The organism is Ruegeria sp. HKCCD6157 (assembly GCF_013110685.1).
In the GTDB taxonomy this organism is placed as follows: domain Bacteria; phylum Pseudomonadota; class Alphaproteobacteria; order Rhodobacterales; family Rhodobacteraceae; genus Ruegeria.
The window spans coordinates 957,437-983,415 of the sequence record NZ_WVRB01000001.1 but is presented as its reverse complement, the minus strand read 5'-3'; the positions used below and the strand labels follow the sequence as shown (position 1 = coordinate 983,415).

The window sequence follows — 25,979 nt, the reverse complement described above, 5'->3', positions numbered from 1 at the left end:
AGCCGCGGTCAGTAGATGTATCGGATCTGGTCGGTCCAATATCGCTCCACGCGGCGCAGCGACGTGGTGATGTCTTCGATACCTTCCAACTCCAACACGCCTCTGCTTTGCAATCCTTCGGCGTGACGCGCAAACAGGTCGGACACGATATTGCGGATTTCCCTGCCTCGTGGTGTCAGACGCACGCGGACAGAGCGGCGGTCAATCTCGCATCTCTGGTGGTGCATATACCCCATCTCAACCAGTTTCTTGAGGTTGTAGCTGACATTGCTGCCCTGATAGTAGCCGCGGCTTTTCAGCTCGCCCGCCGTCACTTCGTGATCGCCGATATTGAACAGCAGCAGCGCCTGAACCGCGTTGATTTCCAGCACGCCGACGCGCTCGAATTCATCCTTGATGACGTCCAGCAGCAACCGGTGCAGCCGTTCCACCAGGGCCAGCGCCTCAAGATAGCTGGTCATGAACCCCTTGGCTTCCAGCCCGGAGACCTGCATTTCCATACTCATCCGACCCTCCGATTCAGTCGTGCTGTTTGAGACACGATGACCTGAAAGTCCGAAAAATCGGTTAAGCCGGTATTTTCTTATTTCTGAAAGGTCTGAGCGATGTTTGAAATCAAACTGGCAAACTGCGCCGGCGGCTGCACCTGACCTGTGACCCATTGATAAAGGTCCTGATCGTTTTCGTGCAGCAGCGCGTCAAAGACATCCAGCCCGGCGGCATCCATATCGGCCAGGTTGCGATCTGCATAGGCGGACAGGATGATGTCCATCTCTTTGATCCCGCGCCGCATGGATCGCATTTTCATTCGCTTGATGCGTACGTCCCGGGGTTCACTCAATTCTTCTGCTCCAGCATCAGACGCATTTTCTTTTCCAGTCGCGCCGCACGTTCAGCGCAAACCCGCATCTCTCCTCGGATGGCGCGCAGTTCGGCCACCGCGGTCGACAGTTCCATTCCACCTTCGCCCTCTTCCACCGGGGCATCCATGCCTTCGCCCTCACCGGTCAGCAGCCACATGATCGAGACATTGACCAGCCCCGCCATCATCGACAACCGGTTCGCACGCGGTTCGGACAGATCGTTTTCCCAATCGACAATCGTCGTCTTCTTGACGCCAAGGCGGCGCGCCAGCTCTGCCTGGGTCATTCCGGCCGCTTCGCGCGCGCCTGCCAGACGGTCCCCGAATGTCGCAGACTCAGGTCCATACCAGTCTTTTTCATCATTCATCGGGGTCTCCAATTCACATTGTCCATTCGGCTTGATCGTCATTCCGGCGCACCCTATGACAGTCGGGTTGAACATACAAACCGAGGCCATCCATGAGTTTCCTGTCTGCGACACTGTCACGCGTTAAACCATCGCCCACGATCGCCATGACAGCCAAGGCCGCCGAGTTGAAAGCCGCCGGGCGCGACGTGATCGGCCTGAGCGCGGGTGAGCCGGATTTCGACACCCCGCAAAACATCAAGGACGCCGCCGTTGCAGCGATTGCAGCCGGAAAAACCAAGTACACCGCACCGGACGGCATTCCGGAACTGAAGCAGGCGGTTTGCGCCAAGATGAAGCGCGATCACGGGCTTGACTACACGCCCGCGCAGATCTCGGTTGGAACGGGCGGAAAGCAGACGCTGTACAACGCCTTGATGGCAACAATGAATGACGGTGACGAGGTGATCATCCCCGCGCCATATTGGGTAAGTTACCCCGACATGGTTTTGCTGGCAGGTGGAACGCCGGTTGTTGTTGAAACGACGCTGGCCAACAGGTTCAAGCTGACGGCAGAACAACTGGAAGCCGCCATCACCCCAAGGACAAAGTGGTTCATCTTCAACTCGCCCTCGAACCCGACAGGCGCAGGGTACAGCCGGGATGAGCTCAAGGCCCTCACCGATGTTTTGATGCGCCATCCGCATGTCTGGATCATGTCGGACGACATGTATGAACACCTGGCCTATGACGGGTTTGAATTCTGCACGCCTGCCGAGGTGGAGCCCGGCCTGTATGACAGGACGCTCACCTGCAACGGTGTTTCGAAAGCCTACGCCATGACCGGCTGGCGCATCGGTTATGCGGCCGGACCGGTCGAACTCATCTCGGCGATGCGCAAGATCCAGTCGCAATCCACCTCGAACCCCTGCTCGATCAGCCAATGGGCGGCAGTAGAAGCGCTGAACGGAACACAGGATTTTCTGGCGCCGAACAATGAAACGTTCAAACGCCGCCGTGATCAGGTGGTGCGCATGTTGGACGAGATTGACGGCATAACCTGCCCGACACCCGAGGGCGCGTTTTATGTCTACCCCTCGATCGCCGGGCTGATTGGCAAAACGACACCCGCGGGAACCGTCATCGAAAACGATGAAGCCTTTGCCACGGCCCTGCTGGAAGAGGCGGATGTCGCCGTCGTGTTTGGCGCGGCCTTCGGCCTGTCACCCAACTTCCGGGTCAGCTATGCGACGTCCGATGCAGCCCTGACCGAAGCTTGCGCTCGTATACAGCGCTTTTGTGCATCTCTGAGGTAAACATGTCTGCCGACCTGCCCGAATACTATTTTCGCATCCGTGAAAACGGGGCCGCGGTGTTTCGGATCGATACGGAAAACCGCCAGCGCCGGATCGAGATGGACCAGATCGCCGTCATCAACATCCGCAACGGTGAGGTCAAGCCGCACGGGCAACGGGTTTTGTCCGAACGAGATCAGGCAGAGATCGCCCAATGGGTGGACGAGCGCCGGGCCGTACTGGCCCAGCGCGACATCGACGACATTCACCGCGCTGTCGACTATCTGAATCTGACAACGCAATGGGCGCAGTCCAAGGCAAGCGACGAACAGCTTGAGGATGTAACCGACAGGTTGCTGATGGCGATGCACGATCTGCGCACGGTTCTGGTTCGGAAAAAGGCCGACCGGTTGAGCAAAGACTAGGCAAGTTCCGCCGGCGCCTGCATCTGCCGCACCGAATGCATCCAGAACCGGGCCATCAGCAGCACCGCCGCGAAGGCCAGGCCAAGCACCAGTCCCAGCCAGACACCGATGCCGTCCATCTGACGGACGAAGCCGAAATAGTAGGACGCCGGAATTCCCACCACCCAATAGCTGAGCGCCGCCATAACCATCGGTATCTTGGCATCCTGCAAACCACGCAGCAGTCCCAGCGCAATCACCTGCGCCCCGTCGACCAGTTGGAACAGGGCAGCCATGGCCAGCAATCCTGTCCCGATTGCCAGAATTTGTCCGCGCTGCGGATCATCGGCCTCCATGAACAGGGAAATCAGCGGCTCGGCATATGTCAGGAACAGGATGACGGTCACGACGGACATGACCAGCGACATGCCCGTCACGGCAATCGCACCTTTTTCCAGATGCGCCTTGTCCCGGCGGCCCAACGCGTTGCCGGCCCGGATGGTGGCCGCATTTGACAGCCCCAGATGCACCATGAATGTGGCCGACGCCAGATTCAGGGCGATCCCGTGCGCGGCCAGCGGGACCTGACCCAGCCAGCCCATCATCACGGCGGATGTTGCAAACAGCGACACCTCGGCCAGGGTAGTCAGGCCAATGGGCACGCCCAGTTTCCAAACGCTGATGAACATTTCCCAATCCGGACGCCAGAAGCGTTGGAACAGGCTGTGTTCCGGCAAGGTCCGGACCACATAGACGACAACCGCGACCAGTGAAACGACCTGCGTCGCGATCGAAGCGATCGCAGCGCCCATCACGCCCAGTTCCGGCGCGCCCCAGTTGCCAAAAATCAGCGCATAGTTGGTAAACCCGTTCACAACCGCCGCCGTAACCGTGATCCACAGCACGATCTGAGTTCGCTCCAGAGCCGCAAGGTAGGATTTCAACACCATCACGATGAGCGCCGGAAACAACCCCCAACCGGCAATGCGCAAATATTCCGACGCGGTTTCAGCGATATGCGGCTCTTGTTTCATGGCGATCAGGATCGGATAGGACCACCACAACAACGGCATGACCACCGCAGCGTATAGCAGCGACAACCACAGCCCCATGCGGGTCGAGCGGCGAATGCTGGTTTCGTCCCCTTCTGCCGCTGCGGTGGCAACCATCGGCATGACGGCCCAGCCAAACCCGGCACCAAACAAAAACAGAACGAAATAATAGCTGCTGGCCAGGGTAACCGCCGCCAGCGCCTCGACCCCGTACCAGCCCAGCATGACGGTGTCGGTCAGGCCGATGGCAAACTGCGCCAGGTGGCCACCGATCAACGGCAGGCCAAGCACGGCAATTGCCCGAAAGTGGGCCGGATATGTCATCACTTTTGTCATCGCACCAGCCATATGCGCGGGCTTGGCGCGAGACAAGAGATGATCGCTAAAATGTCAACATGATACTTCGGTGCCCGCTTGCGCAGTCCAGGCGGGCACCGGCGTGATTAACGAGCGTCCGGATGCAGTGCTGTACCCAGAATATGCTCGGAGCGGTGAATCACGTGATGCGCCTGCCCCACGATCAACGGATCGGGCTCACCCACAATGTCGTGATCCTTGCCCGGATAGTCCAGCGTCGACAGGAAATGGCGCATACAATTCAGCCGCGCGCGTTTCTTGTCATTCGACTTGATGATCGTCCACGGCGCGTCCGCGGTATCGGTGTAAAAGAACATGGCCTCTTTTGCTTCGGTATAATCGTCCCACTTGCTGAGGCTGGCCTTGTCAATCGGTGACAATTTCCACTGTTTCAGAGGATCCGTCTCGCGACTTTTGAAACGACGCTGCTGTTCTTCCTGCGTGACCGAGAACCAGTATTTGTAAAGCTGGATGCCCGAACGCACCAGCATCCGCTCCAACTCCGGCGTCTGCCGCATGAACTCCAGATATTCATTGGGAGAGCAGAAGCCCATCACCCGCTCGACACCGGCGCGGTTGTACCAGGACCGGTCGTAGAACACCATTTCGCCAACTGTTGGCAGTTCCTGAATATAGCGCTGGTAATACCACTGCCCCTTTTCTTCCCAAGTGGGTTTATTCAAGGCCACGACTCGGGCCTGACGTGGATTGAGGTGCTCCATAAACCGCTTTATCGTACCGCCCTTGCCGGCGGCATCGCGCCCTTCGAACAGCAGAACGAAACGCTGCCCGGTTTCCTGCGCCCACAACTGAACCTTCAGCAACTCTGCCTGAAGCTTGGCCTTCTGTTCTTCGTACACCGACCGCGCCATCTTGCGGCCATAGGGGTACTTGCCGCTTTCAAACGCCTGCCGGATCTTTTCAGGGCTGGGCTCTGCGACCTCTGCAACCGGCGTCGGCCTGGTCTTGACCTGAGTTGAATTTGTTTCGACCCGAGCAATGGCTTCCATGAAATCTTTCCTTTTCTGTTGTCCCGGAAAGGAGCTAGCAGAAAGGCCAAGGATGCGCTTTGATTGGGGTCAAATTGATGCCTCAAAAACCCATGAATTCCGCACTGGATGCAAGGTTCCGATACAAACGCCGTTTTTCAAGCTGTGCCCGAGCGGCCCTTGCCTGAATCCTCAATAGGATCGTCTAATCGACCTCGGCCAACATGGCCAAGGCTGGCGCCCGTTTGGCGCACCGGATCGCTGATCCCCTTGTTTCAGGCTTCATCTATGCCCCCAATCGTCAGGGTTGTTAGAGTTGTTGGGCGACAGACCCAATTCGTCGCCTTCCGTCGAACATCCCAGCCCCAGAACCGTGCGGTTCGCATAAGAGAAGTACGAACAGACCTGATTGATCTCGAGGATTTCTCCATCATCCCACCCTGCCGTGCGCAGCGCCGTCACATCCGCTTCGACCAGATCGCCCGGATCCTCGGTCAGCTTGCGCGCATAGGCCATGGCCGCCACCTGCGCTGCATCCAATGGCGCGGCGGCCGGATCGCGGGCTTCGATCGCCGCCCGGATCGCGTTTCCCCGTTCTTCGTTGTCCAGCAACCGCTGCAACCCTGCGAAATGATGTTCGACGCAATATCCGCATCGGTTCAGGGAGCTGACCCACACGCCCAGCACCTCGAGAAACCATTTCGGTATCTTGTTGCCCGAGTGATGCAGCACCGCCTTGTAGATCGCCATGTGCCCTTCCATCGAATGCGGACGCAACGAATGCGCCATCATGATATTGTCCACATTGTTGCCCGGGCCCGTGACGCGGTCATAGAGTTTCTTCAGCCTGCCTGTGGCCTGCTCGAATGGGATGGTTCTGATCCAGCTCATTTGACTTCCTGTTGACGTGATTGCCTGTCCTTCAGAGACTAGAAGCGCTTTGAGCCCGAGGCGAGACGAATTCGACACCCCGTCAGAAAGAACCCCGACCAGCACAGACCGCAATTCGAACATCGGCCCGGTTTCCCGAAACACCAACACGGCAAGTCCAGTTTAAGCCCTGCGAGCATCCGCCCTAAACCACCAGCCGTTCGGCAACCCGGTCAGTTTGGGCTAAACGCCCTCTATCTCCATGGTGCGGAACTCATTCTTCAGCCAATTGTGCCGGGCACACATCGGTCTTGTGAAATGCTGACGTATCAATTTGCTCATGGCCTTCTGGATCAGCACCGACGTCGTTGCCGGGTATACTTCGGTTGTAAACAGCGACACTGTGCGAACGAAGTTGCTGCCGGGAAAGGGCATTGCCTTTACGCTGTTGTGAAACCTCTGCGTTCTGTGAAAGCACGCCGCTGTCGTGATTGCCCAGCCACTGCCCTGCGCGACCAGGCCGATGATGGATTGGTTGCACTCCAGTTCAAACCGGTTGGGCAGGCTAAACTTGCTTCGGGCCAGTTGAGTTTCAATCTGCTTGCCGATCACATAGTCACGCGAATACCTCAACAATGGCAAATCGGCATCCGGGTTGAACAGCTCGTCCGGGGATCCTTCGAACTTGTTGGGAACCACGACTATGAAGGGGTCTCTCATCAACGGATATTCGATCAGCCCCTCGGTACGACCCAGCGGTCGTGTGGCGACGCCCACGTCAAGCTTGTGTTCCTGAAGTTTGGCAAGAATTTCGTGGCTCGGGCGCGTGAAATGGCGGAAATTGCACCGCGGCAGAGCCTGCGCCAGAAAACGAACAAGGTCGGGCGCGATCTGGTTGTCGAAGTCATCGATCAAAGCCAGCCGCAGATCCGTCGCATGCTGCCAGTTTCCCGTTCGAATCTCGGCCTCACCGCGTTTCAGCACAGTCAGACCCTCACGCACATAGCGGGCAAACACCTCGCCCGCCGGCGTCAGGCCCATCGGGCGGCGCCCATGGTCGACCAATTCAATCCCCAACGCGCGTTCGAGGCTGCGCAGGTGGTTCGAAACCGTGCTGATCGACAAGTCTGTTTCTGATGCGACTTGCTGAATTGATCCGGATTTGGCGATCAACTGAAACACTTCCAGCCATCGAAGACTCAGAGATTTGGACACGGCAACCGACCATTGTTTCGATTTGTTCGAAACTAGCGAAGCAAAGTTTTGCCCATGCGGCAATGAAGAAGTTGATCGAAACGGTCGATTCTAGGCTTTCATCCGCACAAAATCCGGGTCATACGGGCTTGGGCTGATAACCGTCGCGCCAATCCGTTTCCCGCAGCAGTCCAGCTCCATTTCGCGGCCAAGCTGCGCCAGGGACGGATGAATGAAAGCGTGCGCCAGATTCAGCTCCGTGCGATACCCCCATGCGCCCGACGTGATGGTACCAACGACAGTATCACCCTGCATCAGCGATGCGCCGGGATGCGCCGGGCCAAGGGTCGAATCGATGCGCAACGGGACCAGCTTGCGTCGCGGTCCATCCGATTTCCGTCTCAACAGGGCATCACGCCCCACGAAGGCGCCCTTGTCCAGTCGGACAAACCGATCCAGCCCGGTTTCAAAAGGGTCAAACTCGGTGATCAGATCGGCTTTCCAGTGCAAAAAGCTCTTCTCCATGCGCATGGATTCAACAGCCCTGGCACCGAACAGTTTCAGCCCGTGCGTTTCGCCGGCCTCGCGCAAGGCAAGATAGGCCGCATAGAGCGAGGCGTTTGGAACATGGATTTCATAGGCCAGCTCGCCCGAGTAACTCAGGTTCATGACCGTCGCCGGAGCAATACCGACAAAGCACTCGCGCACGCTGAGCCACGGGAACGCATCTGCCGACCAATCTCCTCTGGCGCAGGCTGACAAGACAGAACGCGACTTCGGGCCAGCCAGAACCAGAATGGTCTGATCATTTGTCAGGCTGCGCAACTGAACGTCTTCATCGCTGCGCAGATGCAGGCGCAACCAATCCATGTCGTGAAACTCGCTTGCCGCGGCGGAACCATACCAAACGCGGGCCGGCCCCCTGTCGCTGGCGGGCAGATTGGCAATCGTCGCTTCTGCCTTGATCATACCCTGGTGATTCAACAGGTATCCCAACCCGACACGCCCCTCACGCCCAGGAACAAGCCCGCAAAACAACCGATCCAGGAATGCGTGCCTGTCCGATCCCGTGATCTCGATGCGGTTGAACCCGTTGACCTCAGCAAGCCCGACGCCGGTTCGAATGCTTTCAACCTCGGCGGCTACCAAATCGAAGGTTTCGTCAAAATCGAAACTGAGCGTCGGCGAGAAATCGGGATCGGGTTTGAAATAGTCCACCCTTTCCCATCCGTTGACCACTGTGAACTCGGCCCCTTCGGATGCCAGAACAGGCGTCAGAGGTGTCGTCTTGGCGGGTCGGCCCGCGGGGCGATGTTCATGCGGAAAGTGGAACCTGAATTCGTTCTGATAATCTTCAATCGCCTTGAGCGCGGTGAGTTCCACATTGGCATGACCCGTAAACCTCCGCGGGTCGAGGCACCACGTGTCATAACATGCCTCGCCATGAACGATCTGCTGTGCCAGCAACCATCCGTGACCGCCACCTTCACCCAGCCCGGCCCGCAGCCCAATGATGCAGTACGCGTTGCGCTTGCCCGGGATCGGACCGACCAATGGGGCGCCATCAATGGTATAGGTGATCGGTCCGTTGACCACGGTGTGAATACCAACCTCCATCAAGGCGGGCATGCGCGCAAAGGCCCCTTCCAGCACATCGGTCACGCGGTCCAGATCATCCGGGCACAATGCGTTCACGAAGTTCGGATCGATCCCGTCCATACCCCAGGTTTTGCATCCCTGCTCGTAGAACCCGAGCAACAGGCCGTTCTTTTCCTGCCGGCAATAGTAATCGCTGATCGGACAGCGCAGCAGCGGCATCCGGTGTCCGGCATCCCGAATGGCCTCGATTTCTTCGGTCAGGAAATACTGATGTTCCATGGACGACACGGGATGATGAACACCCATCATGGCGCCGACTTCGTTGACCCTGTAGCCGCAGGCGTTGACGACGACATCACAGTCGATATCCCCGTGCTCGGTATGCACGGTCCAGGTGTCATCGCTGTGCTGTGTCAGCGCGGTCACCGGCGTATTTCGATACACCTCGGCGCCCGCCTTGCGTGCCCGGCGCGCAAGGGCCTGGCACAATTGCGCCGGATCGATGTCGCCGTCCAGCGGATCCCAAAGCCCACCGATGAGATTATCGGTCGAAATCAACGGGTGCCTCCGGGCACATTCATCCGCGTCTATCACCTCGAAATGCACGTCCATCCCCCGCGCCATGGACGCAAAGTGACGATAGCCCTGCATCTGCCCTTCGGTGTTGGCCAGACGGATCCCACCGTCTGCGTGGTGATAGTTGATCGGGTAATCCGGATCGTCGGCCAGTTCCTTGTACAGACGGATCGAATGAGATTTCAGGCCGACCATCGTCTGGTTCATGCCGAAATTGGTGACCTGCGCCGCCGAATGCCATGTCGTGCCCGAGGTCAGTTCATTCCGTTCGACCAAAACCACATCGGTCCACCCTTCCCGGGTCAGGTGGTAGAGCGTCGAACATCCGGCGATCCCGCCCCCTATCACAACGGCTCTGGTACGCGACTTCATGGCATTGCTCCTTCAACTTCGGCACCAGTCTTGCTGAATAACGGGATGGGCAGACAACAGGGCAGATGCGGGTGCCGGAAAATCGAAACCGCGATTTCGGATTCTGAAAACGGCACTTCTTCTTTGATACCGGGACAACTTGGGTCCTACGGTGCAGGAAAACGCAAGGTGACGAAAACACATGCCATCCGACAGCATCAAACGAAGCGGACGCAAAGCACGGCATGCTCAGCGTGCGGCCAAACCCGTCATTGATCCTTGCCCCCCCGGTCAGAAAGGCGGGGCATTCAAGCCCTTGAGCCTATCGGAAATCGAGAAAATCTATGACACGGCGCTGCGTTTGCTGGAAGAGCTGGGGATGGGAGACGTGCCGGACAGGCTGGCGATCGACCTCAGGGCGGCGGGTGCCCAGGATCGGGCACAGAACCGCCTGGTTTTTCCCCGTTCAATGGTTAAACAGGCCATCGCCTCGGCCGCGAAGAGCTTTACCTTTCATGGCCGGGATGAAAAACGATCCATCAAGGTGGGTGGCGACCGCGTGTATTTTGGCACCGGCGGTGCTGCGGTTCAGACCCTTGATATCAACAGTGGGCTTTATCGCCCCTCCACCCTGGCCGATCTGCATGATTTCACCCGGCTACAGGACACGCTGGCCAATGTCAGTTGGTTCACCCGATGCTGCGTGGCAACCGATGTCCCGGATGTGTTCGATCTGGACGTCAACACCGTTTACGCTTTGGTACGCAATACAACCAAGCCAATGGCAACGTCTTTCACGTTGGCGGAACATGTCGGCCCGATCGTCGACATGCTGGATATCGTCGCCGGCGGGGTCGGGGAATTCGCCAAACGCCCCTTCCTGAAAGCGCATATAAGTCCGATCATTTCACCAATGCGATACGGCGAGGATGCCGTGGACGTGGTTTATGAATGCATCGCCAATAACATTCCGATGTCCTGCATCACGGCCGCGCAGGCGGGCGCAACCGCCCCGGCAACTCTGGCCGGATTTCTGGCGCAATCACTGGCCGAAACGCTGGCCAGTCTCGTGATGGTCAATGCGATCAAACCCGGCTTTCCGATGGTCTTTTCCAACTGGCCTTTCATCGTGGATCTCAGGACCGGCTCTTTCGCAGGGGGCAGCGGCGAGACCGCAATCCTGAATGCGGCGTCGGCGCAAATCACGAACTGGCTGGGTTTGCCGTCGGGTGTGGCCGCCTCGATGGCTGATGCCAAGGCCATCGACGCCCAGCATGGGGCTGAAAAAGGCATCACTTCGCTGGCGGCGGCGCTGGCAGGAGGCAATCTGATCTATGAAAGCTCGGGGATGACGGCATCTCTACTCGGGGTCAGCTTCGAGGCCTTCGTTCTGGACAACGAAATGCACTCGCACACCTATCGTGTCTTGCGCGGGATCGAGGTCACCGAAGCGAATCTTGGCTTTGACGCCATATGCCATTCGGTTCTGGGCGATGGGCATTTTCTGGGCAGCGAGCAAACCTATGAAGCCATGGAACGAGACTATTTCTATCCGAAACTCGCCGATCGTCAGGAGCCCCGCACCTGGCAAACCGATGGTGCGATGGATGCGTGGTCATCCGCACGGCGCGTCGCTCAAGAGGTGTTGAGCACGCATTACCCCAAATACCTCACCCCTGAACAAGACGCCGAAATCCGCCAGCGTTTTCATATCCTGTCTTGAAGAGCGGCGGGCATTTCCAGCCCGGTCCTGAACCGTTAGGGTCACTGAGGAAACTTGCAGAGGATGGGGCATCATGGCCGATTCATTTTTTCAACCGGTGTCCGCCATGGAACTGGCCCGATTTGCCGGCATTCCCGCATTCATGCGCCTGCCCATGCTGGATCTGGCGCACGAACGGATCTCGGAGGTCGAACTGGGCATCGTCGGTATCCCTTGGGACGGCGGAACCACCAATCGCCCCGGCGCCCGGCATGGTCCGCGGCAATTAAGAGATTATTCCACCATGATCAGGGCGATGAACCCGGTTACGGGTGTGGCACCGTTTTCAATGGTGAACTGCGCAGATCTAGGAGACGTCGCCCCCAACCCCGTCGACATAGAAGACACGCTGGATCGGGTCACGCGTTTCTACACGGATCTTCGAAGCCGCAACATCACACCATTGACCGCCGGAGGAGATCACCTGACCACCCTGCCCGTCCTTCGTGCCCTGGCCGCTTCGGGTCCGGTTGGCCTGATCCAGTTCGACAGTCACACGGACTTGTTCGACACGTATTTCGGAGGTCACAAATTCACCCACGGCACCCCGTTCCGCCGCGCGGTCGAGGAAGGTTTGGTGGACCCGAAACGTTTTGTACAAGTCGGAATCCGTGGCACGGCCTACAACACTGAAGATATCGAATGGGGCGAAGCGCAGGGCATCCGCATCATTCGCGTCGAAGAGCTGTTCGACCGGGGCATAGACGACGTCATGAACGAAGTACGCGATATCGTTGGCATGCAGCCGACCTATTGCACCTATGACATCGATTTTGTCGATCCAACTTACGCCCCAGGAACCGGCACACCTGAAATCGGCGGGCCCAACAGCTTTCAGGCCCAGCAGGTCATTCGCAGGATGTCCGGCCTGAACCTTGTCGGCGCCGATCTTGTCGAAGTGTCACCGCCATTCGACCCCGAAGGTGGAACCGCGTGGCTTGGCATCTCGCTGATGTTCGAGCTGCTTTGCGTTCTGGCACAGGCGATCGACGCGCGGCGCTAGGCCCGCGCGACGTTCTCGGCGATCATCGAAATCATCTCGAACATCACCGCCGCCGCCGTCAGCGCGGTGATGTTGTTGGGGCTGTCCTTGGTGGGCATCATACAGACCACATCGCCGCCGATGATGTTCAATCCGCGCGCCGCGCGCAGGATGCCGACCGCCTCATCTATGTCAAACCCCTTCTCGCCCGGTTCCAGATTGGACACGGCCGGCGCGACGGTTGGGTCAAGACAGTCCAGATCGAAAGTGATGTAAACCGGGCGGTCACCCAAAACCTCTTTGGTCTGCGCGACCACATCGGCCAACCCGCGCTGTCGGAACTCTCGCATGGTGACGATGTTGTACCCGTAATCATACGATGGTTGCAGCCAGTCCAGGCTGCGTGGATGGCCCCGCAGACCGATCTGCATCGACCGGGTTGGATCCACCTGCCCCTGATCGGCCAGATAGGCCCCCCAATGCGCGGCCGACTTCTTGGCCCCCAGAAAGTGATCAACCTTGGTGAAGACATCCGTATGCGCGTCCAGATGCAGAAAGCTGACCGGCTGCCCGCCTGCAAGCTTGCCGCCACCCAGGGCCTGAACAATGCCACCGGTGATGGAATGGTCACCTCCGACGGAAACGGGGCGCGCCCCGGCCCTGTCTATGGTCTTGTAGAATTCAGTGATGCGTTCGATGCAGTCTTCGTTGTCGTTGGCCTTTGGAAAAGGCACATCACCAACATCGGCGATCCGCGCACTTTGCCAAGGATCAATTTCAAAGACCGAATGCACCCTGCGTTGTACGGCCGAGACATGCCGCAACGCGCGTGGTCCCAGGTGCTGGTCCCTTTCGGTCGTGCCGTTGCCCGTCGAATGCGGCACGCCCGCCAGTGCGATATCCTGCCCTTCGGGCCCGACATTGGGACACCGGAACAGTGTGGGCACGCCCCACCAATACAGGTTGTCCATCATCGATTGTTCATACGGGTCTGTCATGGTTTCCTCGGATCAAAGAAAAGCGCCCCCGATCAGAACCGGGGGCGTTTGCGTTCAGAGTTTTTCGTCTTCTCGTCGGAACGCGCCCTGCACGATCCGGTCCATGACCATGGCAAGGAACAGGATCGCAAAGCCCCCCAGCAGGCCCGGCCCCTTGGCCGCGTATTGCAGCGCCTCGAGGATTTCCTTGCCCAAACCGCCCCCGCCGATCAGTGAGATGATCACGACCATGGACAGGCACATCAGGATCGTCTGGTTCACACCGGTCATGATCGATGGCAGCGCCAGCGGGATTTCAACATCCTTCAACAATTGCCATTTCGACGCGCCAAAGGCGACGGCAGCTTCCTTGATGCTTTCAGGCACCCCGCGCATGCCCAGTGCCGTCAGGCGGATCACCGGCGGCATGCCAAAGATGATGGTGGCCAGAATCCCCGGCGGGTTGCCGGTGCCGAAGAAGGCGATGATCGGGATCAGGTAGACGAAGGCGGGAAGCGTCTGCATCAAGTCCAGAACCGGTTCCGCCGCGCGATAAGCGCGCTGCGATTTGCCGAACCAGATACCCAGCGGAATGCCGAAAACGACGCACAGCAACACCGCCGCACCGACCAGAGCCACCGTTTCCATCGCCACGTCCCAGTACCCCAGCAACGCGATATAGGCCAGAGAAGACGCGGTGAAGATGGCAACCCTTGGTCCCGCCGCACGCCAGGCCGTCACACAGATGACCAGCATGACCACCGGCCAGGGCGACCCGATCAGTGCAATCGTCAGCGCATCAAGCACCGAGCGCACGCCCGCCACGATCCCGTCAAAGATGTCGCCGCCCGCCGCAGCGGCCGCATCAATCCTGGCCTCCATCCAGTTTGCCAGGCTCGAGAACAGCGTGCCGTTGCCTTCCCCAAGAAACATCGCAGACACTTGTTGTTCCGGGAACGCGTCCAACAATGGAAGGGATGCGTTCACGGTGAACTTGTACACAATCAATGGTCCGATTGCTGCAACGAGGATCGCGCCCATGACGATGTTACGGGTCGAACGCCCACTTTCCGTGCTGTCCGGATCGATACGCCAGTTCGAATACTGTTTTTCGTAGACGCGGTCGGCATAGAACCCTTGGACCAACTTGAACACCAGCAACATCAACAACCCGGTAATCAGGATGCCTGCCGCCTCGGACTGCGCAGCGGCAGCCCTTTCCAGACTTGTGGCCGCTGCTTTTTGTATGTTCTCGGCCAGTTTGGTGAAACGGTCGATGTCGGCCTGTTCCGTGGCATCCGCTGCGCGCGCCAACAGTTCGGCCGCACGTTCCTGCTGACGCGCAGCGCGCTCGGCAAAATCCGCGCCTGGATTGCCCCATGCGCCCCTGCCGATCTGGACCCACGCGATGATCTCAAGGATCAGAAAGGTCCAGAACATGCCCCAGATTGCGCGTGACGCAGACCAGAATGGCCCAAGCGCCGCGGCCCACTTGTTGAACGTGTTGGGAAGCGCGCTGGTCGCATCATGGATCTTGTGGAACGCATTGACATAGTAGTCACCGTTCGGACCCGCGAACTCTTTGATGGAAAGGTCCAGCGCCTCGCGATCGACCTCGATATCAGAGGCGGCCGTTACTTTCATCTCTGTTGCAGCATCAGTCATTTTTGCCCCCCTGGATACCGCGCAACAGGCGCGGCTTGGTCACGACACCCACATCGATACCCGCATCCGTGATGACGACCGGCAGATCAGAATTCACGGCCAGGTCGATCAGTTGATCCAGATCCGCGCCCTCGTCGGCTCGGAGCGCACCGTCAAGTGGCCCTGAGTAACTGTCCACCGGCTCCATGATGGAATGCGCCTTGACCAGTTTGAGCTTTGAGATGCCCTGAACGAATTCGCGTACGTAATCGTCGGACGGGTTCATGACGATGTCTTCGGGGGTTCCGATCTGTACGATGACGCCATCCTTCATGATCGCAATCCGGTGGCCGATCCGAATGGCTTCGTCCAGATCGTGGGTGATGAACAGCGTGGTCTTTTTGAGCTGCGCCACAAGTGCTTTGAACTGGTCCTGCAATTGCAGGCGGATCAGCGGATCAAGGGCAGAAAATGGTTCATCCATCAACAGGATTTCCGGGTCCGAGGCCAGCGCCCGCGCGATCCCCACGCGTTGCTGCATCCCGCCCGAAAGCTCTTTGGGCAGGCGGTCCTCGTAACCTGTCAGATTCACCAGGCTCAGCGCGTGATCCGAGACGGCCCAACGCTTTGACTTGGACACCTTTCGGATCTCCAACGGATAGGCCACATTATCGCGCACGGAACGATGCGGCATCAGCGCCATGTGCTGAAAGACCATCCCGATTTGCTGGGCACGAATGCGGCGCAACTCGGATTCCGACAGTTTCGAAACATCGTGACCCAGAATCTCGATCCGACCCGCCGTGGGTTCGATCAATCGATTCACATGTCGCACCAATGTGGACTTGCCCGAGCCGGACAGCCCCATGATACAGAAAATCTCACCCCTCGGCACTTCGAACGTGGCGCCCTGAACGCCGACAACACAGTTGAAACGCTCCAGAACCTCCGGCTTGCCTATGCCTTCGTTTCTGACCGCTTCCATTGCCTCTTCCGCACGCGAGCCGAAGATCTTCCAAACGTTTTCTAATTTTACGACAGGTTCGTCCATTTATCCCCCACAGGGCGATGCCCTGCCCGACAGAAAAAGGCCGCCGCGGTTTTGCGCGACGGCCCGAAGAGTGGTGATTTAGTTGGTCAGCCAGCCAATGACGGTGTCTTCATTCGCAGCCACCCATTCCTTGGCGAAATCCGCAGCTTCGATGTTGTCGACGGCCAGCGCCTTGCCCATCGCGCTCAGATCGTCGCCTGTCATCTGGTAGTTGCTGAACAGGGCGGCCACTTCGGGATAGCTCTCTTCCAGTTCCTTGGCGTAGTGCAAGTGAAGCGTTGCTCCGTTCCAGGCCGAGGACGCCTCGGACTTGGACAACCAATCCGGATCATCCGTGGGCTGAACGATTGTCCAGGTGGCCGGATCATGAGGCGGTTCTTCCAGAACCGTCAGATCCTGTGTCACGAAGATATAGTGGGGGCTGTAGCAAAACCCGATCCACGGGTCGCCCGCTTTGGTCGCATTTGCCAGATTGGCATAGGCAATGGTTTCTTCGTATTCCGTCAGCTCGAAGATCTGGTCATAGCCATAGGACTTGGCCCGGATCTTCTCGACGACGGTCGACGCCCAACCCGGCGCACCGATCCATACCTCGGGTGTTCCGTTGCCATCGGTGTCAAAGATCGCAACCTTGTCGGGGTCGCTCAGGTCATCGATCGATTTGATGTCATACTGTTCCGCGATATAGGTCGGCACACACATGCCCTGTTCGGCCTGAACCGGGTTTTGGTTCATGACGACGGTGCCGTTTTCCTTGACATAGGTATCGTGCAGGTTCTGCTGATTGGGCATCCACACTTCCGGATGGACATGCATCGAACCGCTGTCCATTGCTTCGAAGACAATCGGGTTGGTGCCGTTTTGCAATTCCACATCCAGGCCGAGGTTTTCTTCGATCACGACCTCAAGAATATGTGCCGTGGCATTGACCGAGGCCCAGTTGGGCACACCGATCACGATATCCGCGGCCATGGCCGGCCCGGCAATCGCGAAAGACGCGCTTCCAAGTAGCGTTGCAATTTTTTTCATCTGATATCTCCGTGTTGGGTAGCTTCCGCGCTTGTTTTTCTCACCCTCTCGGGCAGCGGTGCGCTCAGGTTTTAGGTGTGGAAAGGTAGTGCCTTTCGGTTTTTTGGGGCCAGCAAAATCAAATGCTGACATAGCCCCGAAAGTGAAGCATGCGGATGCGTTGCCCATCAAGGGTTACGTCTTTCTACCTCATGAATGCGATATTATCATAAGTTTGTTTCGACTTCTTGCAATTCAATGCGGTACTTCCGAAACCTCCGAAACGGAAGATACCCGCTGTTTTCATGAGCACTGAATTGCCTCGCGCGAAAACCACAGCCAGTTTCAAAGCGGCTTTTGAAGCTTTCTTTTTGCAGGAAGCAATTGATATCAAGCAGATATTGCTGCACCTGATATAGCGTGTCGCGCACGCCCCGCCCTCAAAACGAGGCGTGATACCTCTCGTTGGCGGTTGCGCCACCTAACCGTACGACCAAGCCCCCCTGACAAGAAACCGTTCAACACTCTGTGAAACGTGTCGAGTATTCTAGTTTTGCTGCTGGCGTTTACCTACCTACTAGTAGATATTACTGTGCGTCGTAACCAAGGAAGAGACCTGACCCCATGGAAATCAATTCGGACTTCTCTGACCGCGTTGTCGTTCACTCAGACCAGCTGGAATGGCAGGCCTCTCCTATGAAGGGTGTGGATCGCAGGATGTTGGACCGGATCGGAGGCGAGGTCGCACGGGCCACCACTATCGTGCGTTATGCGCCGGGCAGTCATTTCTCTGCCCACACCCATACCGGCGGCGAGGAATTCATTGTCCTTGACGGTGTATTTCAGGATGAACACGGTGACTATCCGGCGGGGACCTATGTGCGCAATCCGCCAACCTCGCAACACACACCGGGGTCGGAACCGGGATGCACGATCTTCGTCAAGCTCTGGCAGTTCGACATGAACGACCGAACCCAGTTTCGCAAAAATATGGTGGATGAGCTGCGCGCACCCGCGAACGGCATCGCCAACGCAGTCCTGCATGAGGATGCGCGCGAGATAGTGACCTACTCCGATCTGGACGCAGGCGCGACGCTGCGCTCGGACGCCCCTGGCGGGATCGAGGTTCTGATCATCGACGGGTCGGTCACCGAAGGCGGGGAACAACTGGTCAAAAACGATTGGCTGCGCCTGCCTGAAGGCCACAGCCTGACGGCCGTTGCGGGGGCGAACGGGGCCAAGATCTGGATGAAAACAGGCCACCTGCCGTACGCCCAACCGCCGGCGGTGTAACCGATGTCTGAACAAAAACCCTTGGCGCTCGTCGCCGGAGCGGAGGCTGGGCTTGGCCAGGCGTTGGTGTCGCGTTTCCAGGCCGAAGGCATGGTGACCGTGGGTCTGGGCCGAACCCAACCCGACAACCCAATCGGTTCCTTTCATCAGGTCGATCTGTCCGACCCCGACGAAACGGCACCGGTCATAGCCGATTTGATTGCCACTTACGGGCCGCCCAAGATCGTGGTGCACAACACCGCAGAACTGGTGATCTCACCCTTCCTGAAAACAACGCTGAACGATTACCAGCGCAGCTGGACGTCGATGGTGCAAACGCTGATCGTGCTGGCGCAATCGGTGATGCAGCCGATGGTCCGTGGCGGTGGCGGAACCTTGATCGTGTCGGGTGCAACCGCCTCTCTGCGCGGTGGTGCACAGTTTTCAGCATTTGCTTCGGCCAAGTTTGCCCTGCGCGGGCTGACACAATCGCTTGCACGAGAGTTTCAACCGGCGGGCGTGCATATCACGCATGTCATTCTGGACGGCATAATCGACACGGCCCGGTCACGCGACCGGCACAGTCTGGACCCAGCCAAAATGATGAAGCCCGAAGATATTGCCGATGTATATTGGCAACTGGCGCAACAACCCCGGTCGACTTGGACCCAAGAGCTGGACCTGCGTCCTTCAACTGAGGGGTTCTGATCCATGCGCACCGATACGCTCATCATCGGCGGCGGGCTTTCTGGGCTCAGCCTGGCGACACAGCTTGTGGATCAGGGTCAGGAAGTTCTGGTTGTTGAGGCGCGCAGCCGTCTGGGCGGACGCATTCTGACCGAGGTCCAGGGGCGCGCCCATCTGGACATGGGTCCGGCTTGGTTCTGGCCCGGCCAACCACGAATTGCAGCGCTGACAGACCGGCTGGGCCTGCACCGGTTTGACCAATTCAGCTCCGGCGCGCTGAGTTTCGAAGATGAACAGGGCCGTGTCGAGCGGGGCCGCGGGTTTTCATCCATGGTAGGGTCATATCGTCTGGTCGGGGGGCTTGCTGCTTTGACGGATGCGCTGTCGGCACGTTTGCCGGATGGGGCGATCCACCTGTCCACGCAGATCACCGCCTTGGCCCGCACCGAAGGCGGGGTTCGGGTCACCACGCAATCCGGGCAGCATATTTGGGCAAGCCGTGTGGTACTTGCCATGCCGCCACGTATCGCGGCCGAGTTGATCTATGAGCCCGCCCTGCCCGATGGCACGTTGTCAGCCATGCGGCACATCGCGACCTGGATGGCCGGCCAGGCCAAAGCGGTTGCGGTCTATGACACTCCGTTCTGGCGCGAAGACGGGCTGTCAGGGGACGCCATGAGCCGGCGCGGCCCCATGGTGGAAATCCACGACGCGTCGCCTGCCAGCGGTGGTCCCTTCGCGCTGTTCGGCTTCATCGGCATCCCTGCGCAAGCGCGCCGGGATGAAGGGGCGTTGCGGCAACAGGTTCTGGCTCAGCTGGGGCGCTTGTTCGGGCGCAAGGCGACCAGCCCCAGCGCGCTTTTGCTAAAAGACTGGGCGTTTGATCGCTTCACAGCAACCGACCTGGACCTTCAGCCCGTATATGCCCATCCGCAATACGGCCTGCCGAAGGCCATGACGCGGATCTGGGAAGACAGGATCATTTTCAGCGGCACTGAAACTGCCGCGCAATTTGGGGGATATCTTGAAGGTGCATTGGAAGCAGCGGAAAACACCGCGGCATTGTTGAGCGCAAATAGGATGAAAGTGGCATGGAATTAGACACGAAAACCGCTTTGCTGAATTCTGCCGAATTTGCCGTGCGCAGCAAAGGCTTCGACGGCTTCAGCTATGCTGACCTTGCCAATGATGTGGGCATCCGCAAGGCATCGATCCACTATCACTTCCCGACCAAAGCCGCGCTGTCAGCCGCTTTGATGACACGCTACCATACCGAGTTTACCGCGCGCTGCGTCGAGATCGAGGAAACTTGTCACACGGCGGGCGGGCGCATGCGCGCATTGATCGCGCTGTATCGCGCGGCTTTGAACGACGGAAAAACCCTGTGCTTATGTGTGTCGCTGATCATCAGCCGGGAAAGCTTGTCGAATGAGGTCACCGACAAAATCCGCGAGTTCCGGCGCATGATGACCCGGTGGATCGAGAATGTCTTTGCGCTTGGCAAAACCGATCATTCGATCACGGGCGTTGAGGATCCGAAAGCAGAGGCACGCGCGGCATTGGCCTTGCTGGAAGGCGCTCATCTGACGGCGCGGGCCGAGAATAGCGCCCAAACCTTTGATGACGCCGTGGAAGTGCTAGCAGCACGTTGTTTGTGACACGGCCTAAGTTAGCTTATACAAAATGGCCGCGTCGATTGTTGAGGCGCCTGCCCGCCTCAAACCGGTTTTTCATACGAGGCCGGCAATTCAACCCGCAAAGCAGAAAGCCTCACTCCAGCTTTACCCAGGCCGAATTTCTGGCAGAGCTTTGCACGCATGCGGCCACAAACCTGACGCCTTCAAGCCCATCCCGGACCGTTGGATAGACAACGGATGCGTCAGGTGAACTTCCGTTTCTGAACGCCAGTATGGCTTCGGCTGCTTCGCCATAGATATTGGCGAACCCTTCCAGGTAACCTTCGGGGTGTCCCGGGGGCACTCTGCTGAGCCGATTGGCCGCATCCCCTGCCGCAGCCCCATTTCGGGTGATCAGACGCTTTGGCTCTCCGTAAGGAGTAAACCAAAGATAGTTCGGGTCTTCCTGAGCCCACTCGATGCCGCCCTTTTCGCCGTACACACGCAATCGCAGAGCGTTTTCGTTGCCGGGCGCAACCTGCGAAGACCACAGCATGCCGCGGGCTCCGCCTTGGAACCTCAGCAACACATGCGCGTTATCGTCGACCTGACGCCCCGGCACAAAAGCCTGCAAATCCGCCGCAAGGCTTTCTGCCCTCAATCCAGTTACAAAGCAGGCAATATTATACGCATGAGTTCCAATATCACCGGTTGATCCTCCGGCACCGGAGCGTTCCGGATCAGTCCTCCACTCGGCCTGCTTGAAATCCTGCGGCTCTGTCAGCCAGTCTTGCGGATACTCAATCTGAACCACGCGGATTTTGCCGATATCCCCGTTGGCAACCATCTCACGCGCTTGCCGAACCATTGGATAGCCCGTGTAGTTGTGGGTAAGGATGAACAGCGCGTTTGAGTTTTCAGCGGTTTTGACCAGTTTCTTCGCATCACCAAGGGTCGACGTAAGCGGCTTATCGCAAATCACGTGAATGCCGCGTTTCAGAAACTCACGCGCGGCAGCATAGTGAACGTGATTTGGCGTGACGATCGAAACCGCTTCGATCCCGGATTTCAAACGCGCTTCTCGCATCGCCATCTGCTTGAAGTCATCGTAAACCCGCTCGAGGCCCAGCGCCTCGCCACTATCCCGGGATTTTTCGGGCGTCGAGGACAACGCGCCTGCAACCAGCTCGAACTTGTCATCCAGTCGCGCGGCTATGCGGTGGACACCGCCGATGAAAGCATCGTTTCCGCCGCCGACCATACCAAGGCGAATGCGCCCCGCTCTTTCTTCGTTGCGTCCTGTTACCATCAGCCTATCCCCAGCATTTTCCGATTGGCCGCTTCGTCGGTGCCGCCGTCGGCAAAGTCGTCAAAGGCCTTCTCGGTCACGCGAATAATATGATCAGAAACGAACTGCGCACCTTCACGCGCGCCGTCCTCGGGATGTTTCAGGCAGCATTCCCATTCGACCACGGCCCAGCCATCAAAGTCGTTTGCCGCCATCTTGGAAAAGACAGCCCCGAAATCCACCTGTCCATCGCCAAGTGACCTAAACCGCCCTGCCCGATCGACCCAGCTTTGATAGCCGGAATAGACACCTTGCCTTCCGGTCGGATTGAACTCGGCATCCTTTACGTGAAACATCCGGATACGATCTTTATAGATGTCGATATTGTCAAGGTAATCGAGGCATTGCAGGACATAATGCGACGGGTCGTACAGCATGCACGCCCGCGCATGGTTGCCTGTTCGTTCAAGGAACATTTCGTATGTCACCCCGTCATGAAGATCCTCGCCGGGGTGGATTTCATAGCAAACATCAACGCCACAGTCTTCGGCGTGGTCCAAAATCGGCACCCAACGACGGGCAAGCTCATCAAATGCCGTTTCAATTAGGCCAGCAGGACGTTGAGGCCAAGGATACACGTAAGGCCAGGCCAGCGCGCCAGAGAATGTTGCATGAGCCGAGATTCCCAAATTCCGAGAGGCTGAAAGCGCTTTCTTGACCTGATCAACGGCCCATTCCTGCCGGGCTTTGGGATCTCCCCTGACGCTTTCGGCCGCAAAACCATCAAACGCCGTATCATAGGCCGGGTGAACAGCGACAAGTTGGCCTTGCAGGTGCGTCGATAATTCGGTGACTTCAACGCCGTTCTCTTGGGCTTTGCCCTTGAAGTCATCGCAATAGTCTTTGCTTGTCGCGGCCGTTTCAAGGTCGAACAACCGCCCGTCCCAACTGGGCACTTGAACGCCCCTGTATCCGCAATCCGCCGCCCATTTGGTTATGGCGTCCCATGAATTGAACGGCGCTTCATCACCGGCAAATTGTGCAAGAAATAATGCAGGCCCTTTGATCGTCTTCATTCAGTTTCCTCCCCGAAACCAATGCCTCTATGGCGGCAAATTTTCCTTCAGATAGATGTCGATGCGGATACGTTCCTGTGATTTGTTGAAAGGCACTTTGTCCGATGTTGCACGCAACAGACGCACGGCGGACCGCACCAGATGCCCGGAGTCCTGCGAGATCAGCGCGTCAAAGGTGCCACGGCGAAGCGCATCACGACTAAGCGGCGTGAGTTCATGCGCGATAATGACCAGGTCCTTGCTGATCCTGCTCTCTGACAGAAATTGAACCAAACCCGCGTTGCCCGCGGCGGAGGAGTATATTCCGACCAGGTCGGGGTAGGTCTCAAATATCCCAGGCATCATCTTGTAGATCAGATCCGGGTCATCCCTGCCCTCGACAGACGCCACGACTTCCAGATGAGGGAATTCTTCAGCGACAACAAGATCAAATCCCTGGCGCCGCTCCAGATGATCACGTGCCAAACGTGAGCCCGTCAGAACCAAAACCTTACCCGGACGATGCACAAAGCGCCCCATCAACTGAGCTGCGGTTCGCCCGGCCGAAACGTTATCGATCCCGACAAAATGATCTCTGTCCGAGCTTGGCAAGTCGGACACCAATGCAACCACTGGAATGCCTTTGTCCCTGACCCTCTTCACAGCGTCGCGGACCGAAGGCGTTTCCGGCCCGAATACGGCCACTCCGTCGACGTTCAGGCGGTCGACCCCATCCAGAATGTTAACTATGTCCTGAGGCTCGAACGGAGCGACCTTTTTTATCGTGACCCGTGTTCTTTCGATGAACTGATCGCGCGATTGTTCAGCTATCTGATCGCATATCGCCTCGACAAATTCATTACCGGCATCCGGCAGAATAAAGACGAAATTGTAGACACGGTTCCGCGCGAGGTTGGCAGCAGCGGTGTCGCGCACATACCCAAGTTCATCAATCGCCTTTTGCACTTTCTGCACGGTCACCGCCCGCACACCGGGACGCCTGTTCAAGACCCGGTCAACAGTCGCCAGACTGACACCCGCAACGCGCGCGATGTCGTTTACGGTTGGCTTTTTCACCAATTCTAGTTTTTGCTTTTGGTCTTCCACGTGTCTTTCAGCCCTCAATCTCCCGTGCCAAGCCTTCGAACAACAATGCAACAGCTTCTGCACCCGGGTCGTTATGTCCGATCAGGTTTTCTTCGGGAACATAGGCTGCACGGCCTGCTTTGGCACGGTGAATATTTGCGGTTTTGTCAGCACCTTCGCGCGCGGCTTTCGCGGCTTGCACCAGCCCTGAAGGCAGCGCCTCAAGCGCAGGTGCCAGAGCATCAATCATTGTCCTGTCGCCAACTTTGGCCCCACCTACCTGGCTGACCCGGTTCAGGCCTTCGACCAAAGACTTTGATATGGAAGCGCCACTGGCACAGGCATCTCCGGCGGCATTGAAAAAGATCGCCAGGATCACACCGGAAGATCCCCCCATGGTCTGGCTCAGCTCATTGCCCAGCGCGGGAAACAATTGCGTCAGGTCCGCAAGAGGCATTCGATCCAGGCTTCCCTGTAAAGACCTGGCTGCTGTCGCCAAGGTACTGCCTGTATCTCCATCTCCGGATTTCGCGTCCAATTCGTTCAGGTCTTTCTCGGCTTGGATCAGCAGTTCGGCCAAGCGATTTATTGTTTCCTTGGTCGCCGGATTGTTCGACGGGATGGGGTCAATCGGGGTCAAACCATCAGGCAAAGGGGCAATTCGAACCGGCTTTATCGTTTTGACCCCTGGCCATGCCACCAACTCGACCGGTTCTTCCAGCGCCAACAAGTCACTCGGATCAACCGGCAGAATCGAAACAGAGAATCCATGCATGTCCAGCGAAGTCATCAGCGGTGCCGGACCGATAATATGTCCCGCGATACCGGTTTCGGACAAGGCGTGCGTCAAAACAGACATCTCAAGCGGTGTTGTAGACCCCAAGTTGTTTACCAGCGCCACGCAGTCACCCGCCCCCACTCGCTGCTGCAACTTTTCCACGACGGTGGACATTGCGGTCACGGCATTTGCGAACTCCACCTGCTCAACACCTGGCTCGCCGTGAATACCCAACCCGAGCTCTGCTTTGCCGGGGGCAATCCTGTCTTCTTTCGGGGAACCCGGAACGGTGCAGGTGTCCAAACTCATCCCGATACTGACTACTTTCTCGACTACGTTCTTAGCGGCCTTGGTTACAGTTTCCAGATCAGCCCCGCGTTCTGCCAATGCTCCGGCAATCTTGTGCACGAACAAGGTCCCTGCCACGCCACGCGGTTGCGGCAGGTCAGGAAGCGCGATGTCATCATCGACCACCACCATTTCCACCTTGCGCCCCAATGCGCGGGCGCGCTCGGCCGCCAGTCCAAAATTCAGCCGGTCGCCAGTATAATTCTTGACGATCAGCAAACACCCCGCCTCACCGGTCACGGCCAGAATGCCCGCCAGGACAGCTTCTACCGATGGGGAAGCGAAAACCTCTCCGCATACGGCCGCAGTTAACATTCCGGCGCCCACAAACCCGGCATGGGCAGGTTCGTGGCCGGAACCTCCGCCCGAAACCAGGGCGACTTTCGATTTGTCCCAATCCGATCTGTAGACAACCTTGATATGAGGGTACCCATCCAATCTGGTCAGTGCCCCACCTGAGGATGCAAGAAGACCATCTATCGCCTCGGTCACGAGGGTTTCTTTTGTGTTGAGGAACTGGGCCATGCTT

24 protein-coding genes are annotated in these 25,979 nt (G+C 58.0%); 8 read left to right on the top strand and 16 right to left on the bottom strand.

What is annotated here, in order from left to right; genetic code table 11:
• Nucleotides 1–8: 8 nt before the first annotated feature.
• From GS612_RS04565 to GS612_RS04555, 3 genes are all read right to left on the bottom strand, one after another.
• Nucleotides 9–506 (bottom strand): MarR family winged helix-turn-helix transcriptional regulator, encoded by a 498-nt coding sequence (locus tag GS612_RS04565; RefSeq protein WP_371807722.1) that lies wholly within the window; start codon nt 504–506, stop codon nt 9–11.
• Nucleotides 507–583: 77 nt separating this feature from the next.
• Entirely contained in the window at nt 584–808 is a 225-nt protein-coding gene (locus tag GS612_RS04560) for a succinate dehydrogenase assembly factor 2 (RefSeq protein ID WP_170344713.1), read from the bottom strand.
• A 29-nt stretch (nt 809–837) separates the two neighbouring features.
• Entirely contained in the window at nt 838–1,230 is a 393-nt protein-coding gene (locus GS612_RS04555; protein WP_152458492.1) for a helix-turn-helix domain-containing protein, read from the bottom strand.
• Nucleotides 1,231–1,322: 92 nt separating this feature from the next.
• Here GS612_RS04555 and GS612_RS04550 point away from each other — a divergent pair, with 92 nt between their 5' ends.
• Nucleotides 1,323–2,525, top strand: a complete 1,203-nt coding sequence (locus GS612_RS04550) for a pyridoxal phosphate-dependent aminotransferase (RefSeq protein WP_171639214.1) — start codon at nt 1,323–1,325, stop codon at nt 2,523–2,525.
• Between the two features lie 2 nt (nt 2,526–2,527).
• Nucleotides 2,528–2,929, top strand: coding sequence for a hypothetical protein (locus tag GS612_RS04545; protein ID WP_171639213.1), 402 nt, complete (start codon nt 2,528–2,530; stop codon nt 2,927–2,929).
• Here GS612_RS04545 and GS612_RS04540 read toward each other — a convergent pair.
• From GS612_RS04540 to GS612_RS04520, 5 genes are all read right to left on the bottom strand, one after another.
• Nucleotides 2,926–4,284: an MATE family efflux transporter gene (locus tag GS612_RS04540; protein WP_371809288.1), complete on the bottom strand. Its 1,359-nt coding sequence runs from the start codon at nt 4,282–4,284 to the stop codon at nt 2,926–2,928. The genes GS612_RS04545 and GS612_RS04540 overlap by 4 nt on opposite strands.
• 119 nt (nt 4,285–4,403) lie before the next feature.
• Nucleotides 4,404–5,327 (bottom strand): polyphosphate kinase 2, encoded by a 924-nt coding sequence (gene ppk2 / locus GS612_RS04535; RefSeq protein ID WP_171205518.1) that lies wholly within the window; start codon nt 5,325–5,327, stop codon nt 4,404–4,406.
• A gap of 261 nt (nt 5,328–5,588) precedes the next feature.
• The gene (locus tag GS612_RS04530) at nt 5,589–6,197 is read right to left on the bottom strand and encodes a carboxymuconolactone decarboxylase family protein (RefSeq protein WP_171639211.1); all 609 of its coding nucleotides are present in this window, start codon (nt 6,195–6,197) and stop codon (nt 5,589–5,591) included.
• 222 nt (nt 6,198–6,419) lie between these two features.
• Nucleotides 6,420–7,391 carry a LysR family transcriptional regulator gene (locus tag GS612_RS04525; RefSeq protein WP_171615803.1) on the bottom strand — a complete coding sequence of 324 codons (972 nt, stop codon included), beginning with the start codon at nt 7,389–7,391 and terminating at the stop codon, nt 6,420–6,422.
• 90 nt (nt 7,392–7,481) lie between these two features.
• A complete protein-coding gene (locus GS612_RS04520; protein ID WP_171639210.1) occupies nt 7,482–9,917 on the bottom strand; it encodes an FAD-dependent oxidoreductase in 2,436 nt (811 codons plus the stop codon).
• 181 nt (nt 9,918–10,098) lie between these two features.
• On the opposite strand from GS612_RS04520, the gene GS612_RS04515 reads away from it, so the two are divergent.
• Nucleotides 10,099–11,619 carry a trimethylamine methyltransferase family protein gene (locus GS612_RS04515; protein WP_171639209.1) on the top strand — a complete coding sequence of 507 codons (1,521 nt, stop codon included), beginning with the start codon at nt 10,099–10,101 and terminating at the stop codon, nt 11,617–11,619.
• Between the two features lie 73 nt (nt 11,620–11,692).
• Nucleotides 11,693–12,661, top strand: a complete 969-nt coding sequence (locus GS612_RS04510; protein WP_171639208.1) for an agmatinase — start codon at nt 11,693–11,695, stop codon at nt 12,659–12,661.
• Here the strand turns inward: GS612_RS04510 and GS612_RS04505 are convergent.
• The 4 genes from GS612_RS04505 to GS612_RS04490 form a co-directional block, all read right to left on the bottom strand.
• A complete protein-coding gene (locus GS612_RS04505; RefSeq protein WP_171639207.1) occupies nt 12,658–13,638 on the bottom strand; it encodes an arginase family protein in 981 nt (326 codons plus the stop codon). The genes GS612_RS04510 and GS612_RS04505 overlap by 4 nt on opposite strands.
• A gap of 54 nt (nt 13,639–13,692) precedes the next feature.
• Nucleotides 13,693–15,282 (bottom strand): proline/glycine betaine ABC transporter permease, encoded by a 1,590-nt coding sequence (locus GS612_RS04500; protein WP_171639206.1) that lies wholly within the window; start codon nt 15,280–15,282, stop codon nt 13,693–13,695.
• Entirely contained in the window at nt 15,275–16,312 is a 1,038-nt protein-coding gene (locus tag GS612_RS04495) for a glycine betaine/L-proline ABC transporter ATP-binding protein (RefSeq protein WP_171639205.1), read from the bottom strand. The genes GS612_RS04500 and GS612_RS04495 overlap by 8 nt, the downstream gene beginning before the upstream one ends.
• Nucleotides 16,313–16,390: 78 nt before the next feature.
• Nucleotides 16,391–17,341: a glycine betaine ABC transporter substrate-binding protein gene (locus tag GS612_RS04490; RefSeq protein WP_152458505.1), complete on the bottom strand. Its 951-nt coding sequence runs from the start codon at nt 17,339–17,341 to the stop codon at nt 16,391–16,393.
• A gap of 603 nt (nt 17,342–17,944) precedes the next feature.
• On the opposite strand from GS612_RS04490, the gene GS612_RS04485 reads away from it, so the two are divergent.
• Genes GS612_RS04485 through GS612_RS04470 form a run of 4 tightly spaced genes read left to right on the top strand, consistent with a single transcriptional unit; the run spans nt 17,945 to nt 20,937 of the window.
• The gene (locus GS612_RS04485) at nt 17,945–18,613 is read left to right on the top strand and encodes a cupin domain-containing protein (protein ID WP_171639204.1); all 669 of its coding nucleotides are present in this window, start codon (nt 17,945–17,947) and stop codon (nt 18,611–18,613) included.
• Between the two features lie 3 nt (nt 18,614–18,616).
• Nucleotides 18,617–19,300 (top strand): SDR family NAD(P)-dependent oxidoreductase, encoded by a 684-nt coding sequence (locus GS612_RS04480; protein WP_171639203.1) that lies wholly within the window; start codon nt 18,617–18,619, stop codon nt 19,298–19,300.
• Nucleotides 19,301–19,303: 3 nt separating this feature from the next.
• On the top strand, nt 19,304–20,380 hold the full coding sequence (locus GS612_RS04475) for an NAD(P)/FAD-dependent oxidoreductase (protein ID WP_171639202.1): 1,077 nt from the start codon (nt 19,304–19,306) through the stop codon (nt 20,378–20,380).
• Nucleotides 20,371–20,937, top strand: coding sequence for a TetR/AcrR family transcriptional regulator (locus tag GS612_RS04470; protein ID WP_171639201.1), 567 nt, complete (start codon nt 20,371–20,373; stop codon nt 20,935–20,937). Before GS612_RS04475 ends, GS612_RS04470 begins: the two co-directional genes overlap by 10 nt.
• Before the next feature lie 112 nt (nt 20,938–21,049).
• Here the strand turns inward: GS612_RS04470 and GS612_RS04465 are convergent, their stop codons facing one another.
• From GS612_RS04465 to GS612_RS04450, 4 genes are read right to left on the bottom strand one after another with little or no spacing between them, the layout of a single operon-like run.
• Nucleotides 21,050–22,204, bottom strand: coding sequence for a Gfo/Idh/MocA family protein (locus GS612_RS04465; protein WP_171639200.1), 1,155 nt, complete (start codon nt 22,202–22,204; stop codon nt 21,050–21,052).
• The gene (locus GS612_RS04460) at nt 22,204–23,259 is read right to left on the bottom strand and encodes a sugar phosphate isomerase/epimerase (RefSeq protein ID WP_171167441.1); all 1,056 of its coding nucleotides are present in this window, start codon (nt 23,257–23,259) and stop codon (nt 22,204–22,206) included. The genes GS612_RS04465 and GS612_RS04460 overlap by 1 nt, the downstream gene beginning before the upstream one ends.
• A gap of 27 nt (nt 23,260–23,286) precedes the next feature.
• Nucleotides 23,287–24,345: a LacI family DNA-binding transcriptional regulator gene (locus tag GS612_RS04455; protein ID WP_171115172.1), complete on the bottom strand. Its 1,059-nt coding sequence runs from the start codon at nt 24,343–24,345 to the stop codon at nt 23,287–23,289.
• A 7-nt stretch (nt 24,346–24,352) separates the two neighbouring features.
• A complete protein-coding gene (locus GS612_RS04450; RefSeq protein WP_152458513.1) occupies nt 24,353–25,975 on the bottom strand; it encodes a dihydroxyacetone kinase subunit DhaK in 1,623 nt (540 codons plus the stop codon).
• Nucleotides 25,976–25,979: the final 4 nt, after the last annotated feature.